The organism is Agromyces sp. NPDC058064 (assembly GCF_042885275.1).
Classification (GTDB): domain Bacteria; phylum Actinomycetota; class Actinomycetes; order Actinomycetales; family Microbacteriaceae; genus Agromyces.
Genome location: NZ_JBHVSE010000001.1, coordinates 270,743 through 285,989, shown reverse-complemented (window position 1 = coordinate 285,989; position 15,247 = coordinate 270,743). Strand labels below are relative to the sequence as shown.

The window sequence follows — 15,247 nt, the reverse complement described above, 5'->3', positions numbered from 1 at the left end:
CGAATCCGAGGAGTCGACGTGCGGCTGAGGCATCTCGTCGTAGTGATGCCCGCGTACAACGAGGCGGAGGGCATCGGCGGCTTCCTGCGGGAGATCGACGCCGATCTCGAGCCGCTGGCCGAGACGCTCGAGCTCGTCGTCGTCGACGACCGGTCGACGGACGACACGGCGCTGGCGCTGGCGGCGGTCGCCGAGGAGCTCCCCGCGTTGCGGGTGATCACCGCAGACGCGAATCGCGGGCACGGGCCGACCGCGCTGGCGGCCTACCGAGCGGGGCTCGAGGGCGGGGGCGAGCTCGTGGTGCACGTCGACGGAGACGGGCAGTTCGCCGGAACCGATCTCGCGAGGCTCGTCCGTGCCGCGGTCAGCACCGGCGCGGACGTCGTGCACGGCGTGCGCACCGGACGGACCGACCCCTGGTTCCGTCGGGCGCTCACTTTCACGGTCGGCGCCGTCGTGGCGCTGGCGGCAGGGCGCCGCATCCCCGACGTGAACACGCCGCTCCGGGCGTATCGTCCGGCCGCCCTGGGCGAGCTGCTGTCGACCGTGCCGGCCGACGCGCTGGTGCCGCACGTGCACTTCTCCATCGCCGAGGCCAGGCGCGGCTACCGGGTGCGCTACCTGCGCGTGTCGAGCCTGCCGCGGCGCGGCGGGGACGCGCAGGGCACGATGTGGACCGAGGCGGGCGCCGGGCCGCCGCGGTCGCCGAGGCTGCCGCCGCCCCGGCTCCGTCGTTTCGCCCGACAGGCCGCGATCGAACTGTGGCGCGTCTCGTTGAAGCCGAGGCCCTCGGCGTGAGCCGGCTCGACTCGTCCGCCCTCGGCCGCGACAGCCGGATCAGCGCGGGAGCACTCCTGTGGTGGGTCGTCGTCATCGCCGTGGTCGCGGCGAACATCGCGGTCCTCGTCCCCGCCTTCACGACCGTCCGGCTCTGGGAGGACGAGGCGTTCAACCTCACCGTCCCGCTCAACCTGTTGCGCGGGCTCGGCTACGCGAGCGACGGGACGCTCTCCGGGAGCGAGCTCACCCCGTTCGACGTGCGGATCTCGACCGGCCCCGTCATGCTGTTGCCCGTCGCCGCGCTCATCGGACTGGGCATCGATCCCGTCGTGGCCGGGCGCCTCGTCGGCCTCGCAGGGTACCTGCTCCTCCTCGGCGGCCTGTGGGCGATCGGTCGCCGGCTGGGCGGCCGATGGGCGGGCCTCGCCGCGGCATCCGTACCGCTCGCCTTCGCGGCCGACCCGTTGCCCTCGCCGATCCAGACGCCCGTCGACGTGCTCGGCGAGGTCACCGCCGCGGGCCTCCTGGCCGCCGCGCTCGCCGTCGTGCATCGGCGACCCTGGCTCGCCGGACTGCTCGCGGGCCTCGCGGTGCAGACGAAGTTCATCGCCGTCCTCGCGCTGCCCGCGTTCGCGATCGCCGCATTGTTCGACGCGCCGGGTGCGACCCTCCTCGGGCGTGCGCGGCGCGCGTGGCCGCGAGTGCTCGCAGCCGCAGCCTGCGCCGCCGCGCCGACCCTCGTGTTCGAGATCGCCAAGCTCGCTGCGCTCGGACCCGCGGAGTGGTACGCCAATCTGCGGGACTTCAGCTGGTTCCTGCGCGGAGGCGGTCAACGGGGTTACGCCGTGCCTCCGATCGAGAAGCTCCAGGCGCTGCTCGCGGCCTGGCACCTGCCGTGGTGGCTCGTCGCGACCGTCCTGGTGGTCGCGATCGTCCTGGCGGTGCTCGGCCTGCGGGCGGTGCTGCGCGACCCCCGGCTGCTCGCGAGGCCGGGCGGCGCATCGGCCGCGCCCCGGGAGTTCGCGGTGGTGACGGGCGCCGCACTGCTCGGGCTCCTGATCTTCCTGATCTGGTGGCCGTTCTCGATGCACACGCCGAGCTGGCTGCGCCACCCCGCCCCCGCCGTGCTCGCCTTCGGGCCGGTGCTCGTCGCCGCCACCATCGCGCTCGCGCGGATCGCGCTCGCCGGTCGACGCGTGGACGCGCCGTCGGGCGCGACTCCCGGCGAGCCCGGTCCGACTCGATCGACGTCCGCGGGTCGATCCGGTCGCATCGTCGCGATCGCCCTCGGCTTCGCGGGCATCGCGCTGCTCGCCGCCTCGCTCGGCGGGCGCATCGCCGCTCCCGCGTACGGCGCCTGGGAGACGCTCGGCGACCAGCGCGCGGCCGCCGAGGACATCGCCCGGTTGAACGGCGAGCTCGGCGTGGTGCGGCTCGCGAGTCCGTGGGGCGGGGAGGTCGGCGTCGTCGTCCTCTCCGGTGCGCACGCCGGGCTCGTGGACGCCGGCGAGGCCGTCGTGGGCGACCCGCAGGTCTGGCACGAGTCGCACCGCCCCGAGGCCTGCGACTCGCTGCTGCTCAGCGGCCGATACCGCGTGTGCGCGCCTCCGGACTAGCGCAGGCCGATCGTCGGTCGCGGACCCTGGGCCGCGCTCGACGAACGACGAACCGGCGTCTGGCGCCGGCGCCGAATCCGCGTGATGATGGACGTGGGAGGGGCGCCGCATGAGCGAGATCGTCGTCGGGGTCGGTACCGCGGAGCGCGCGGGTCTTCTGGCCGTGCGCTGGGCCGCGGAACGTGCGAGCGCCCGGTCCGCCCTCCTGCGGCTCGTGCACGTGGTCGACGAGGCGATCGAGTCGGGCGGCGATGCACGTCTGCTGCTCGCGGCGCTCGAAGGCGCCCGCGCCACGCTCGACGACGCGGTCGAGGTCGCCCGTCGGGTCGATCCCGACCTCGCCGTCGTCAGCGAGCTCGAGCAGGGATCGCCGATCGAGGTGTTCGAGCGGTGCTCGCGAACCGCGGACCTCGTCGTCGTCGGCAGCGACTGGCACGGAGGAAGACGCGCGAGTCGGCGCGGGGTCCACAGCCTCCGCGTCGCGGCGGCGAGCCGGGTGCCCGTCGCGGTCGTGCCCGACATCGACGTCGCGATGCGCACCGGCATCGCCGTCGGGGTCGACGGCTCCGAGGTCGGCGCGCGCGCCCTCGCATTCGCGGCCGAGGAGGCCGAGCGGCGCGGTTGGCCGCTCATCGCAGTCCACGCCTGGGATCTCGTGCCGTTGTCGGGCGGGGAGTACGGCTACGGGGGAGCAATGGTCGCCGTCGACGACCTGACCGAGTCAGCCCACGACGTGCTCGAGGCGGCGCTCGCGCAGACCATCGCCGACCGGCCCTCACTCGAGATCGACCGGCGCGTCATCGCCGGCGACCCGGTCATCGCCCTCTCGGACGTGGCCGAGGAGGCCGCATTGCTCGTCGTCGGCAGCCACGGCCGGGGCGCGCTCGCCCGATTCCTGCTCGGCTCGGTCAGCCACGGCGTGCTCGCGCATCTCGAAGCCCCCACGGTCGTCGTCCGGTGACGGTGCCGGCCGGGCTGAGCGCGCGAGTGCGCGACCTGCCCGCGCCGAGGGTCGACGGCATCGACGCGGCACGCGGTCTCGCCCTGATCGGCATGTTCGTCGCGCACGTGGCGCCCGTCGCAGCCACTCCCGAGGCCGCGGAGCTCATCGCCATCGCCGATGAGCGACCGCGACTGCTGTTCGCGCTCACGGCCGGCTTCGGGCTCGGCTTCCTCACCGGGGGAGTCCGCCCCGTCGTGGAGGGGCGAGGGGTGCTCCGCCGTCAACTGGCGGTGCGCGCGGTCATCCTGATCGCACTCGGCCTCATCATCGCCGCCACGCTGCGCCCGCTCGTCTTCATCATCCTCGACGTCTACGGCGTGGCGTTCCTCGTCATGCTCCCGCTGCTCTTCCGGCCGGCTCGCGCGGCCCTCGCGATCGGTGCCGGCCTGCTCGCGGTGACCCCGGGTCTCGCGACGGCCGTGCAATACAGCGCCGACGTCATGTCGGCGCGCGAGGACGGGCCGCGCCTGCTGTACGACTGGATGCTGACCGGCGCGTATCCGGTGATCGTCTGGGTGCCGGTCATGCTCATCGGGCTCGGGCTCGCGCGCCTGGGCGCGGCGGATCCGCGCGTGGTGCCGCGGTACGCGCTCACCGGGGCCGTCACCGCGGCCGTCATGCTCCCGCTCACACGGCTGCTGCCCGCCGAGGCCGACGCCACCGCGTCGCCCGCCGAGCACGCGGTCTCGGCTTCGGCGCTCGCCCTCGGCAACGTCGGGGTCGGGCTCGTGGTCGTCGCGGCGACGGTGACGATCACGGCGCTCGCGCGTCCTGCGGTGCGGCGGGTCGCCGGCGCCGTGCTCTCGCCGGTGACGGCGATGGGGGCGATGCCGCTCACGATCTACACGCTCCATCTCGTCGTGATCTCCGGGGCGAAGCGGGTCGAGGGTGGATTCATGACCGACGACTCCTGGGCACTGACGATCGGGCTCATCGTCGGGAGCATGGCGTTCGCCTGGCTCTGGCAGCGGTTCCTCGGACGCGGACCCCTCGAGCGGCTGCTCCGTGCCGCGAGCGGCCGTGGCCGGGTGAGGCCGACCGCGCAGGTCGACGGTCCGACGCGTTGACGGACGGACGGCGGCGAGCCGGTGAACCCCGAGCGACGTCCGGCGGTTCCCGGCGACTGCCGATGCGCGTGCAGGAGAATGGAAGTCACCTGAGCGAAAGGGTCATGCGATGCGCATCTCGGTGATCGGCTGCGGCTACCTCGGCGCCGTGCACGCCTCGGCGATGGCCGAGCTCGGGCACCACGTCATCGGCGTCGACGTCGATCCCTCGAAGATCGCCGCGCTCGCCGGCGGGCGTCCGCCGTTCTTCGAGCCCGGGCTCGCCGAGATCCTCGCGTCCGCGACGGCGACCGGTCGGCTCCGCTTCTCGACCGACATCGCCGATGCGGCCGACGCGGAGGTGCACTTCCTCGCGGTGGGCACCCCGCAGGCGGCCGACAGCAACGCCGCCGACCTCCGCTACGTGGACGCGGCCTTCGATGCCCTCGTGCCCCACCTGGCCGAGGGCGCGCTCGTCGTCGGCAAGAGCACCGTCCCCGTCGGGACGGCCGGGCGCCTCGCCGAACGTCTCGCCGAGCTCGCCCCGCACGCCGCGCTCGCCTGGAATCCCGAGTTCCTCCGAGAGGGCTTCGCCGTGCGCGACACGCTCGAGCCCGATCGGCTCGTCTACGGCGTCGGCGACGACCACGCGGCATCCGTGCTCGACCAGGTCTACCGCGCCGCGATCGAGGCGGGCACCCCGCGGATCGTGACCGACTACGCGACGGCCGAACTCGTCAAGGTCGCGGCGAACGCCTTCCTCGCGACGAAGATCAGCTTCATCAACGCGATGAGTGAGATCGCGGATGCCTCGGGCGCCGATGTGACGGCGCTCGCCGACGCGATCGGGCACGACGCGCGCATCGGCCGGCGCTTCCTCAACGCGGGGGTCGGGTTCGGCGGCGGCTGCCTGCCGAAGGACATCCGGGCGTTCACAGCGCGCGCAGAGGAGCTCGGACGCGGGGAGGCGCTCGCCTTCCTCCGCGAGGTCGACGCCATCAACCTGCGCCAGCGTCAGCGCGCGGTCGACCTCGCGGTCGCCGCCCTCGACGGCAGCGTCCATCGAAAGCGCATCGCCGTGCTCGGCGTGACCTTCAAGCCCGAGTCCGACGACGTCCGCGATTCGCCCGCGCTCGATGTCGCCGTGCAGCTGAAGGGGCTCGGCGCCGAGGTCGTCGCCACCGATCCCGAGGGCGTCGACAACGCCCGGGCGCGTCACCCGCAGCTCGACTACGTGACCTCGACCCGGGAGGCGCTGCGGGGTGCCGACCTCGTCGTCCTCGTCACCGAGTGGCGCGAGTACCGTGCGCTCGACCCGGTCGAGACCGCGCGACTCGTCGCAGGCCGGCGCATCATCGACGGGCGCAACGTGCTCGACGCCGCCGCCTGGCGGGCGGCCGGGTGGGAGTACCGCGGCATCGGTCGGCCCTGAGGCCCCCCGAGAACGACGAAACCCCCTCCGAATCGGAGGGGGTCTCTACCCGGTCGGGGTGACAGGATTTGAACCTGCGACCTCGTCGTCCCGAACGACGCGCGCTACCAAGCTGCGCCACACCCCGGGCGGCCCTTGCGAGCCTCAACAAGAATAGCCGATAAATCGGGCTCCTCCGACCACCGGGCCCCGGGGTGGTCTCGCCGGCCGCCGGGCGCCGTCGGACGGCGAGTCGGCGACCCTACTCGGCGGGCACGAGGGTGATGAGCGTCGCCTCGGGCGGGCACGCGAAGCGGACGGGAGCGAAGATCGAGGTGCCGAGCCCGGCCGAGACGTTGAGGAACGCCGACCGGAGCCCGTGGCGCCAGACGCTGTGCCCCTTGACCTGCTTGCGGGGGATGTCGCAGTTGGTCACGAGCGCCCCGTAGCCGGGCACGCAGACCTGGCCGCCGTGCGTGTGTCCGGCGAGGATCAGCTGGGCGCCGTGGTTCACGAAGGAGTTGAGCACGCGCTGGTACGGGGCGTGCGCGACCCCGATGGTCACGGTCGGGCGGGTCGTGCGCTCGGGGGTCTCGTCGAGCCAGCTCTCCTCGCCGAGCGGGTCGTCGGCCCGGAGCTCGTCGATCGCGCCGGCGATGAGGTCGAGCCGGTCGTAGCCCTTGTGCGGATCGTCGACGCCGAAGAACTCGAAGTGCGTGCCCCGGAGGTCGAGGCTCGCGGCCGTGTTGTCGAGGTCCTGCCAGCCGAGTTCGGCGAAGAACCCGTGCAGGGCGTCGATGTCGAGCCGCTTCGCGGTGCGACGGTGCCGAGAAGGGCCGGCGAAGTACACGAACGGGTTCTTCGGGGTGGGACCGAAGTAGTCGTTCGAGCCGTTGACGAAGACCCCGGGGATGCCGGCGAACGGTTCGAACGCGCGTCGGATGCCCTCGAGTCCGCGCTCGTGGCCCAGGTTGTCACCGGTGTCGACGATGAGATCGGGTTCGAGGCGGGCGAGTTCCCTGACCCACTCCTGCTTGTCGCGCTGCCATGGCGCCATGTGCAGGTCGGAGAGGTGCAGCACCCGGATCGGCTGCGCCCCCGCCGGCAGCACCGGCACCTCGGCGCGCCGGAGCGTCCAGCGCGTCCGCTCGACGAGGGAACCCCATGCGAATGCGGCGACGCCCGCCGCGCCGATCGCCATGGCGATCCGCGCGACGGGCGTCAAGCGGGCGGTCAACCGTTGCCCGGAGGGTTGTCGGGGCCGCCGCCGTCGCCGCCGTCACCGCCGCCGGTGAAGCGGCCGATGACGATCGTCACCTTCTGGCCCGGCTTCGCGTTCTCGCCCGGGCCGGGGGACTGCGACAGGACGAGGCCGTTCATGCTCTCGTCGTCCGTGTCCTCCTCCTTGCGGTCGACCCGGAAGCCGGCGGCCCCGAGGGTCGCCTCGGCCTGGTCGGCCTGCATTCCGGAGACGTCGGGAACTCCGGTCAGGTTGCCGCGGCTCGTCTTCAGCGAGATGATCGCGCCGCGACCAGCGGTGCCGGACGGGCTCTGCGCGCCGATGGTGCCCTTCGGCTGCGCCGCATCGACCTCGCCGTCCATGGTCCAGCCGAAGCCGGCCTGCTGGAGGGCCTTCTGGGCCGCCTCGGGTGCGAGCCCGAGCACGTTCGGCACGGCGACCTGCGGCGCGTTCAGGTACGACGACTGCGGGTCGGGGAAGTCGCCGCCGCCGTACTTGGCGGTCGCGACCGACATGATCCGCGGCCAGATGTTGTGGCGCAGCGTCGCCGCCTGGCCGGCGTCGAAGTAGGTCTCGCGGAGGTTGACGTGCCCCGTGACGTTGTACACGCCGACCACGGTCGCGACCTTCGTCGTGGCGCCGCTCATCCACGTCGCCTCGTTGTTGTCGCTCGTTCCCGTCTTGCCGATCATGGGGTACCACGGGTCGACGTAGGGCGACGAGGACGTACCGGTGCCCTCGCTCATGACCTTCTGCATCGCGTACGCGGTCGCCGCAGCGACCTCGGGGGTGAGCCCCTGGGTGCACTCGGACTTCGGCACCTCGATCTCCTTGCCGCTGCCGTCCTTGATCTTGTCGATCGCGACGGGGGTGCAGGCCTTGCCCTGGTTCGCGATGCCCGCGAACGCGGTCGCCATCGAGATCGGTGCGACCTCGTTGGTGCCGAGGATCGTCGAGGGGAACTGCAGCAGCGGAGTGTGGTCCGCCCGGTGCACGCCGAGCGACTCCGCGGTCTTCGTGATGCCGCAGAGGTCGAGCTGCTTCGCCATCGCGATGAATCCGGTGTTGTACGAGTTCACGGTGTTCTGCACGGCCGTCCAGTAGCCGCCCTGCTCGCCGCCGTCGTTCTTCGGGTTGCCCCATTCGCCGCTGTCGGTCATGGTGCCCTGGCAGCTGTTCTTGAAGTCGCCCCAGGCGTCGCGGCGCCGCGAATCCACGCCCTCGTTGAGCGCGTGGCCCTCCTTCAGCCACTCTGCGAGGGTGAAGACCTTGTAGGTCGACCCGGGCTGGAAGCCGCTCGAGCCGCCGTAGTCGATGTCGGCGTTGTAGTTGACCGCGTCGTAGCCGTCGCCGGTGACCTCGGGATCGACGTTGTAGGTGGTGTTCTGCACCATCGCGAGGATGCGGCCGGTTCCGACCTGGACCGACACCGCCGAGCCGCCGATGTCGATGCCCTCGGCCGACGCCGGCACGTTCTCGTGCACGGCCGCATTCGCCTCGGCCTGCATGTCCATGTCGATCGTCGTGTAGATGTCGAGACCGCCGCGCTCGAGCATGCGGGCGCCCTCGTTCACGTCGGGGGTCTCGGGGTCGTCGAGCTTGTTCTTGATCTCCCACGTCACGTAGTCGCAGAAGTAGGCGAAGGACTTCGAGGCCTGGCAGCCGCTCGACGGCTCGGTGATCTTGGGTGCAACCGGCTCGGCGACCGCCGCGTCGTGCTCCTCCTGGGTGATCTTCTTCTCCTCGAGCATCTTGCCGAGGATGTAGTCGCGTCGCTCCTTGTTGCGCGCGTACGGCACGGTCTCGCCGTCGACGACCGTGGCCGCGCCGTTGAGCTCGTCGTCGGGGTAGTCGAGGCGGAACTCCTCGGGGCTGTTGACGATCGCGATGAGGCTCGCCGCCTGCGCGAGGGTGAGGTCCTTCGCGTTGGTGCCGAAGTAGTACGAGGCTGCGGTCTGCACGCCGTAGATCTGGCCGCCGAAGCCCGCGATGTTCAGGTAGCCGCCGAGGATCACGTCCTTCGAGTACTGCTTCTCGACCGTGATCGCGTACCGCATCTCCTTGAGCTTGCGGTCGACGGTGGTCTTTGTGTGCTTCTCCCACGCCTCGGTGCGCTCTTCGTCGGTCGTCGCCTTCGACATGTCGTTCGCGACGAGGACGTTCTTGACGTACTGCTGCGTGATCGACGAGCCGCCCTGCGTGTCGCCGCCGACGACCGTCTTCAGCGCGCCGCGCACCGTGCCTGCGATGTCGATGCCGCCGTGGTCGTAGAACCGGGGGTCCTCACCGGCGACCGCGGCGTCCTTCAGGTACTGCGAGATGTACTCGAACGCGACCTCTTCCCGGTTGTCGTCGTAGAAGAACGCCATAGCAGAAGGAGTTCCGTCAGCCTTGACCGCGTAGATGGTCGACTTCTGCGCCAGCTCGCCGATCTCGAGGTACCCGGGGAGGTTCTCGAACATCGTGATGCTGTTGTTGGCAGCCATGCCGGTCACGGCGAGGGCCGGGGTCACCGCGGCGGTCACGAGGACGCCGGCGAGAGCGCTCATGCCGACGAACCCGAGGATTCCGGTGCCGACGTCGCTCATCGTACGTTTTTGGGCAGACATATAGTGGAGCTTAACGGAGAAGGCTGGCAAATCCCGATACGTGCGCTGGGCGTCGCATCCGGGTGCGACACGCCGCGAACCGAGATCCCGCACGCATCGTGCACGAGACATCCATCGAGGGAGCCCATATGCCCGCCTGGGAGTACATCACCACTCCGCTGCTCATCCACAACACCGCCGCGATCCTCAACAACTGGGGCTCCGAGGGCTGGGAGCTCGTGCAGGTCGTGCAGGGCCCCGAGGGCGGGCTCGTCGCCTACCTGAAGCGCCCCAAGGGCGGCGAGGACTCGGCGGCGGCGTCGGCCGGTGCCGCCGCGGCCGCGCAGGCCGCGAAGCAGTTCGAGGGCGACGCCTGATGGCCGCCGTCGAGGCGCGACTCGCCGAGCTCGGCATCGAGCTCCCCGAGGTCGCCGCACCGGTCGCCGCGTACGTTCCCGCGGTCGTCACCGGCTCGTACGTGCACACCTCGGGCCAGCTGCCGTTCACGGCCGGTGCGCTGCCCGCCACCGGCAAGGTCGGCGACGGTCACGGGCTCGTGCCCGCCGACGACGCCAAGACCTATGCACGCACCTGCGTGCTCAACGCGCTCGCCGCGGTGCGCGCCGAGATCGGCTCGCTCGATCGCGTCACCCGCATCGTGAAGCTCGTCGGCTTCGTCGCCTCCGACCCGGCGTTCACCGGCCAGCCGGGCGTCATCAACGGCGCCTCCGAGGTGCTCGGCGAGATCTTCGGCGACGCCGGGCGCCACGCCCGCTCGGCCGTCGGCGTCGCCGTGCTGCCGCTCGACTCGCCGGTCGAGCTCGAGCTCATCGTCGAGTTCGCGTAGCGACCGCACGACCAGGATGCCCCGGCGGGAGTGATTCCCGCCGGGGCATCCGTCGTCGTGCCGTGCGTCGCAGGACGCCGCTACTTCACCTGCTCGCTGATGATCTGCATGATCGAGGTGTCGGCGAGCGTCGTCGTGTCGCCGATCTGACGGCCCTCGGCGAGGTCGCGCAGCAGGCGCCGCATGATCTTGCCCGAACGCGTCTTCGGCAGCTCGTTGACGATGAACACCTGGCGGGGCCGGGCGATCGCGCCGATCTGGGTCGCGACGTGCTTGCGCAGCTCCTCCGACGCGGCGGCGACGTCGTCGCCGTGCGCGGCCTGGCTCGCCTTGAGGATCACGAACGCCACGACCGCCTGGCCCGTGGTCTCGTCGGAGGCGCCGACCACCGCCGCCTCGGCCGTCCACGGGTGGGCGACGAGCGACGACTCGATCTCGGCAGTGGAGAGACGGTGACCCGAGACGTTCATGACGTCGTCGACCCGGCCGAGCAGCCAGATGTCGCCGTCCTCGTCGCGACGGGCGCCGTCGCCGGCGAAGTACTTGTCGCCGAACTTCTCCCAGTAGGTCTCCTTGAAGCGCTCGGGGTCGCCCCAGATGCCGCGGAGCATCGACGGCCACGGCTCGGTCACGACGAGGAGCCCGCCCTCCTCGCCCTCGACGGGCACGCCCTCGTCGGTGAGGATGTCGATCGAGACGCCGGGGATCGGCACCTGCGCGGAGCCGGGCTTCAGATCGGTGACGCCCGGGAGCGCGGAGATCATGATCGCGCCGGTCTCGGTCTGCCACCACGTGTCGACCACCGGGATCGATCCGCCGCCGATGACATGGCGGTACCAGATCCACGCCTCGGGGTTGATGGGCTCGCCGACCGAGCCGAGCAGGCGCAGCGAGCGCAGGTTGAACTGGTGCGGGATCTGCCGGCCGAGCTTCATGAAGGAGCGGATCGCCGTGGGTGCGGTGTAGAGGATCGAGACCTTGTACTTCTCGACGATCTCCCACCAGCGGCCAGGGTGCGGCGTGTCGGGGGTGCCCTCGTAGACGACCTGGGTCGCGCCGTTGGCGAGCGGGCCATACACCACGTACGAGTGGCCGGTGATCCAGCCGACGTCGGCGGTGCACCAGTAGACGTCGGTCTCGGGGTGCAGGTCGAAGACGTTCTTGTGGGTGAACGCCGCCTGCGTGAGGTAGCCGCCGCTCGAGTGGACGACGCCCTTCGGCTTTCCGGTGGTGCCGCTCGTGTAGAGGATGAAGAGCGGGTGCTCGGCGTTGAAGGGCTTCGCGGTGTGCTCACCCGAGGCGTCGGCGACCGTGTCGTGCCACCACACGTCGCGTGCGGCGTCGACGTCGACGTCGTTGCCCGTGCGCTTGACGACGAGCACCTTCTGGACCGACCCGGCCGACTTCGCGATCGCCTCGTCGACCGTCGGCTTCAGCGGGAAGACGCGCCCCTTGCGGTAGCCGCCGTCGGCGGTGATCACGAGCTTGGCCTCCGCGTCGTCAATGCGCGAGGCGAGGCTGTCGGAGCTGAATCCGCCGAACACGACGGAGTGGATGGCGCCGATGCGCGCGACCGCGAGCATCGAGACGATGGCTTCGGGGATCATCGGCAGGTAGATGGCGACGCGGTCGCCCTCGCCGACGCCGAGGCCCTCGAGCACGTTCGCGGCGCGCTTGACCTCGTCGGTGAGCTCGGCGTAGGTGATGTCGCGGCTGTCGCCGGGCTCGCCCTCGAAGTGGATGGCGACGCGGTCGCCGAGGCCGGCCGCGACGTGGCGGTCGAGGCAGTTCTCTGCCACGTTGAGCTCGCCGTCGTCGAACCACTTCGCGAAGGGCGGGTTCGACCAGTCGAGCGTGCGGGTGAACGGCTTCTGCCAGGTGAGGAGCTCTCGGGCCTGCTCGGCCCAGAAGCCGAGGCGGTCGGCGCGCGCCGACTCGTAGAGCTCTTCACCGGCGACGGCCTGGGCGGCGAACTCGGGGCTCGGACGGAAGCGCCTGATCTCCTCGAGTGCGTGATCGATCTGAACGGTCATGGTTCTCCGGTCGCTCCTTCGCGATCTGTTTCATCGGTTGGGTCGCCTGCCCCAAGCAGCACCCTACCTCTCGCTCGTGGGTGCGTTCGACGAGCGGGGAAACACATCGTCCCTTTGCACTTCCGTGCACGGCCTCGGAGGTACTACTGTGCCTTTGCGCAGAGAAATCTGTGTGTCCGCACAAATGAGGACAAAAATACTTGCGCATTCATTCTGAAGCCCTACACTGAATACCGCCCGAACACTCGTTTCGAGGCCTGCAGCGCTCGCGATTCCCCCCAATCCTTGCGCTGCCGAGGCGGCACCTGTTCCCCCCAATGGGTGCCGCCCCCTTTCGTTAACAGCACCTCTCGCGGGTGCGGGTCGAGTCCTCCTCCACAATGACGTGGGGGAGGCTCTTTCCTTTCCACGGTCGAGCGGATGCCTCGCGGCTCGCCCGGCTCCGTACGCTCGCCGCATGTCCATCCCATTCGTGGCGACGCCCTCCTGGCAGGCCGCCGAGCCCGCCCCGATCCGCGAACCACCGGACGACCGCGCGCGTCCGACGGTCGCGGCCGAGTCGCAGCGCGCGACCGACGAGCGGTTCGCCGAGATCCTCACCGGCCTCGAACCCGGGCCCCGAGCCGAACCGGCGGCGGTCCCCGGATCGATCGACCTCGCCGTGCTCGACGCCCTCGCGCCGTTCGCGGCCGACGGCCCCGTCACCGACCTGTTCGTCAACGGCGGCGCCGGCCTCTGGATCGACCGGGGTGACGGCGCCCGTCGCGCGCCGGGCTGGTCGGCCGAGGAGACCGAGGTGCGGGCGCTCGCCGTGAAGCTCATCGCCCGGGGCGGTCGCCACGTCGACGAGGCCACCCCGACCGTCGACGTCCGGCTCGGGCTCGGCATCCGCGTGCACGTGGTGCTGCCGCCCGTCTCGACCGGGGGCACGCTCATCTCCGTGCGCATCCCGAGGGCGGCCGGCCGCTCGCTCGCCGAGCTCGCGGGCACCGGCATGCTCGACGAGCCGCAGCGCCTCCTCCTCGAGCGCGCGGTGCGCGAGCGCCGGAACCTGCTCGTCACGGGGGCGGGCGGCACCGGCAAGACCACCATGCTCGCGGCGATGCTGAGCGGCGCGCCGTCGCACGAGCGCATCGTCGTCATCGAGGACGTCGCCGAGCTCCGGCTCGCACACCCGCACGTCGTGTCGCTCGAGGCGCGCCAGGCGAACCTCGAGGGCAGCGGGCGCATCGGCCTCGACGCGCTGCTGCGCGAGGCGCTGCGCATGCGCCCCGATCGGCTCGTCGTCGGAGAGTGCCGCGGCGCCGAGCTGCGCGAGCTCCTCGCGGCACTCAACACCGGCCACGACGGCGGCGCGGGCACGCTGCACGCGAACTCGCTCGCCGACGTCCCCGCGCGGCTCGAGGCGCTCGGGGCGCCCGCCGGGCTCTCGCCCGACGCCGTTGCGAGGCAGACCGCGAGCGCCTTCGACCTCGTGCTGCACCTCGAACGGGTCGACGGGCGTCGGCGCCTCGCCCAGGTCGGCCGCTTCGTCCTGCACGGCGACCGGCTCGGAGTGGAGCCGCTGTGATCATGCCGACGATGCTGCTGCGCCGGAGGACCGATCCGGGAGCGGGCGCCGATGCGATCGCGTCGATCGCCGAACGGCTCGCGGTGCTGCTCGCCGCGGGAGTGCCGGCCTCGAGCGCCTGGCGGCACGTGTCGGCCGACGGGGAGCCGTCGGCCGACGCGGAGCCGTCGACGGAGGCGCTCGGTGCGGCGCTCGCGCCCGCTCCGCCGGGTGGCCCGCGCCGCGCGGCCGGTTCGGTCGCCGAGGCCGCCTCCGACGACCAGCTCGTGCTCGCGGCGGCCGCGGAGGCCGCGTCGCAGGGGGAGGCGGTCGCCGCGGCCATCGCCGCCGCGCGCGAGGCCCACCCCGGGGCATCCTCGGCCTGGCCGGTGCTGGCCGCGGCGTGGTCGGTCGCCGCCGAGTCGGGCGCCCCGCTCGCGGCGAGCCTGCGCAGCCTCGCCGTGGTGCTCCGCGACGAGGCGCAGCTGCGTCGCGACGTCGGGGCCGCGCTCGCCGGTCCGGCCGCGAGCGCGCGGCTCGTCACCGCGCTTCCGCTGATCGCGCTCGGCTTCGGCGCGACGCTCGGCTTCGACACGGTCGGCGTGCTCGTCGGCAACCCGATCGGCATCGCCTGCCTCGTGCTCGGCGCGCTGCTGCTCTGGGCCGGGGCGAGCTGGAACCGCAGGCTCGCCCGGGCTGCGTCGGTGTCGCAGACCGACGCCGGGCTCGAGCTCGAGCTGCTCGCGATCGCGATGTCGAGCGGAGCCTCGGTCGAACGGGCCAGGCGGCTCACTCGCGAGACGGTGCGCATCCACGTGCCGCACTCGGACGACGGCCGCGCCGTCGATGCGGTCGTGGCGCTCGCAGCCCGGGCCGGCGCTCCGGTCGCCGAGCTGCTCCGCGCCGAGTCCTTCCGGGTGCGCCGTGCCGCGCGCTCGGCCGGCGCCGCGAGGGCGGCCGCGCTCGGCGTGCGGCTCATGCTGCCGCTGGGGCTCTGCGTGCTGCCGGCGTTCGTGCTGCTCGGCGTCGCCCCGCTCATGATCTCCGTCGTCACGGGCACCCTCGGCGGTGCCTCGTGACGACCCACGGCTCGTGCCGCCGAACCGCCGGTCCTCCGGCGCAACAGAAGGGAAC

At 72.0% G+C, this 15,247-nt stretch carries 12 protein-coding genes and 1 tRNA gene; 9 read left to right on the top strand and 4 right to left on the bottom strand.

Annotation, left to right across the window (positions count from 1 at the left end; all coding sequences use genetic code 11):
• The first annotated feature begins 18 nt into the window (after window positions 1-18).
• From ACFVSL_RS01340 to ACFVSL_RS01320, 5 genes are all read left to right on the top strand, one after another.
• Entirely contained in the window at window positions 19-798 is a 780-nt protein-coding gene (locus ACFVSL_RS01340) for a glycosyltransferase family 2 protein (protein WP_386937802.1), read from the top strand.
• Window positions 795-2,396, top strand: coding sequence for a hypothetical protein (locus tag ACFVSL_RS01335; RefSeq protein ID WP_386937800.1), 1,602 nt, complete (start codon window positions 795-797; stop codon window positions 2,394-2,396). Before ACFVSL_RS01340 ends, ACFVSL_RS01335 begins: the two co-directional genes overlap by 4 nt.
• 109 nt (window positions 2,397-2,505) lie before the next feature.
• Window positions 2,506-3,357 (top strand): universal stress protein, encoded by an 852-nt coding sequence (locus ACFVSL_RS01330; protein ID WP_386937799.1) that lies wholly within the window; start codon window positions 2,506-2,508, stop codon window positions 3,355-3,357.
• Window positions 3,354-4,466 carry a DUF418 domain-containing protein gene (locus ACFVSL_RS01325; protein ID WP_386937797.1) on the top strand — a complete coding sequence of 371 codons (1,113 nt, stop codon included), beginning with the start codon at window positions 3,354-3,356 and terminating at the stop codon, window positions 4,464-4,466. Before ACFVSL_RS01330 ends, ACFVSL_RS01325 begins: the two co-directional genes overlap by 4 nt.
• A gap of 109 nt (window positions 4,467-4,575) precedes the next feature.
• Window positions 4,576-5,877, top strand: a complete 1,302-nt coding sequence (locus ACFVSL_RS01320) for a UDP-glucose dehydrogenase family protein (protein ID WP_386937795.1) — start codon at window positions 4,576-4,578, stop codon at window positions 5,875-5,877.
• A 53-nt stretch (window positions 5,878-5,930) separates the two neighbouring features.
• Here ACFVSL_RS01320 and ACFVSL_RS01315 read toward each other — a convergent pair.
• From ACFVSL_RS01315 to ACFVSL_RS01305, 3 genes are all read right to left on the bottom strand, one after another.
• Window positions 5,931-6,004: transfer RNA gene (locus ACFVSL_RS01315), tRNA-Pro, on the bottom strand.
• Between the two features lie 114 nt (window positions 6,005-6,118).
• A complete protein-coding gene (locus tag ACFVSL_RS01310) occupies window positions 6,119-7,057 on the bottom strand; it encodes a metallophosphoesterase (protein WP_386937793.1) in 939 nt (312 codons plus the stop codon).
• Window positions 7,058-7,089: 32 nt separating this feature from the next.
• The gene (locus tag ACFVSL_RS01305; protein ID WP_386937791.1) at window positions 7,090-9,684 is read right to left on the bottom strand and encodes a transglycosylase domain-containing protein; all 2,595 of its coding nucleotides are present in this window, start codon (window positions 9,682-9,684) and stop codon (window positions 7,090-7,092) included.
• A 149-nt stretch (window positions 9,685-9,833) separates the two neighbouring features.
• Between ACFVSL_RS01305 and ACFVSL_RS01300 the strand changes: the two genes are divergently transcribed.
• The gene (locus ACFVSL_RS01300; protein WP_386937790.1) at window positions 9,834-10,061 is read left to right on the top strand and encodes a hypothetical protein; all 228 of its coding nucleotides are present in this window, start codon (window positions 9,834-9,836) and stop codon (window positions 10,059-10,061) included.
• Complete coding sequence (locus tag ACFVSL_RS01295; protein WP_386937788.1) at window positions 10,061-10,531, top strand: RidA family protein; 471 nt, start codon at window positions 10,061-10,063, stop codon at window positions 10,529-10,531. Before ACFVSL_RS01300 ends, ACFVSL_RS01295 begins: the two co-directional genes overlap by 1 nt.
• Window positions 10,532-10,611: 80 nt before the next feature.
• On the opposite strand, the gene acs is transcribed toward ACFVSL_RS01295, so the two are convergent.
• The gene (gene acs, locus ACFVSL_RS01290; RefSeq protein WP_386937786.1) at window positions 10,612-12,564 is read right to left on the bottom strand and encodes an acetate--CoA ligase; all 1,953 of its coding nucleotides are present in this window, start codon (window positions 12,562-12,564) and stop codon (window positions 10,612-10,614) included.
• Window positions 12,565-13,021: 457 nt separating this feature from the next.
• On the opposite strand from acs, the gene ACFVSL_RS01285 reads away from it, so the two are divergent.
• Complete coding sequence (locus ACFVSL_RS01285; RefSeq protein ID WP_386937784.1) at window positions 13,022-14,134, top strand: TadA family conjugal transfer-associated ATPase; 1,113 nt, start codon at window positions 13,022-13,024, stop codon at window positions 14,132-14,134.
• Window positions 14,135-14,136: 2 nt separating this feature from the next.
• A complete protein-coding gene (locus ACFVSL_RS01280) occupies window positions 14,137-15,192 on the top strand; it encodes a type II secretion system F family protein (RefSeq protein WP_386939298.1) in 1,056 nt (351 codons plus the stop codon).
• Window positions 15,193-15,247 lie beyond the last annotated feature (55 nt).

What these genes read in the sequence shown, in the direction of transcription:
- ACFVSL_RS01330 (WP_386937799.1), top strand. Translation starts at nt 2,506, where the DNA reads ATGAGCGAGATCGTCGTCGGGGTCGGTACCGCGGAGCGCGCGGGTCTT.
- ACFVSL_RS01320 (WP_386937795.1), top strand. Translation starts at nt 4,576, where the DNA reads ATGCGCATCTCGGTGATCGGCTGCGGCTACCTCGGCGCCGTGCACGCC.
- ACFVSL_RS01310 (WP_386937793.1), bottom strand. Translation starts at nt 7,057, where the DNA reads ATGGCGATCGGCGCGGCGGGCGTCGCCGCATTCGCATGGGGTTCCCTC.
- ACFVSL_RS01305 (WP_386937791.1), bottom strand. Translation starts at nt 9,684, where the DNA reads ATGAGCGACGTCGGCACCGGAATCCTCGGGTTCGTCGGCATGAGCGCT.
- ACFVSL_RS01300 (WP_386937790.1), top strand. Translation starts at nt 9,834, where the DNA reads ATGCCCGCCTGGGAGTACATCACCACTCCGCTGCTCATCCACAACACC.
- ACFVSL_RS01295 (WP_386937788.1), top strand. Translation starts at nt 10,061, where the DNA reads ATGGCCGCCGTCGAGGCGCGACTCGCCGAGCTCGGCATCGAGCTCCCC.
- acs (WP_386937786.1), bottom strand. Translation starts at nt 12,564, where the DNA reads ATGACCGTTCAGATCGATCACGCACTCGAGGAGATCAGGCGCTTCCGT.
- ACFVSL_RS01285 (WP_386937784.1), top strand. Translation starts at nt 13,022, where the DNA reads ATGTCCATCCCATTCGTGGCGACGCCCTCCTGGCAGGCCGCCGAGCCC.
- ACFVSL_RS01280 (WP_386939298.1), top strand. Translation starts at nt 14,137, where the DNA reads ATGCCGACGATGCTGCTGCGCCGGAGGACCGATCCGGGAGCGGGCGCC.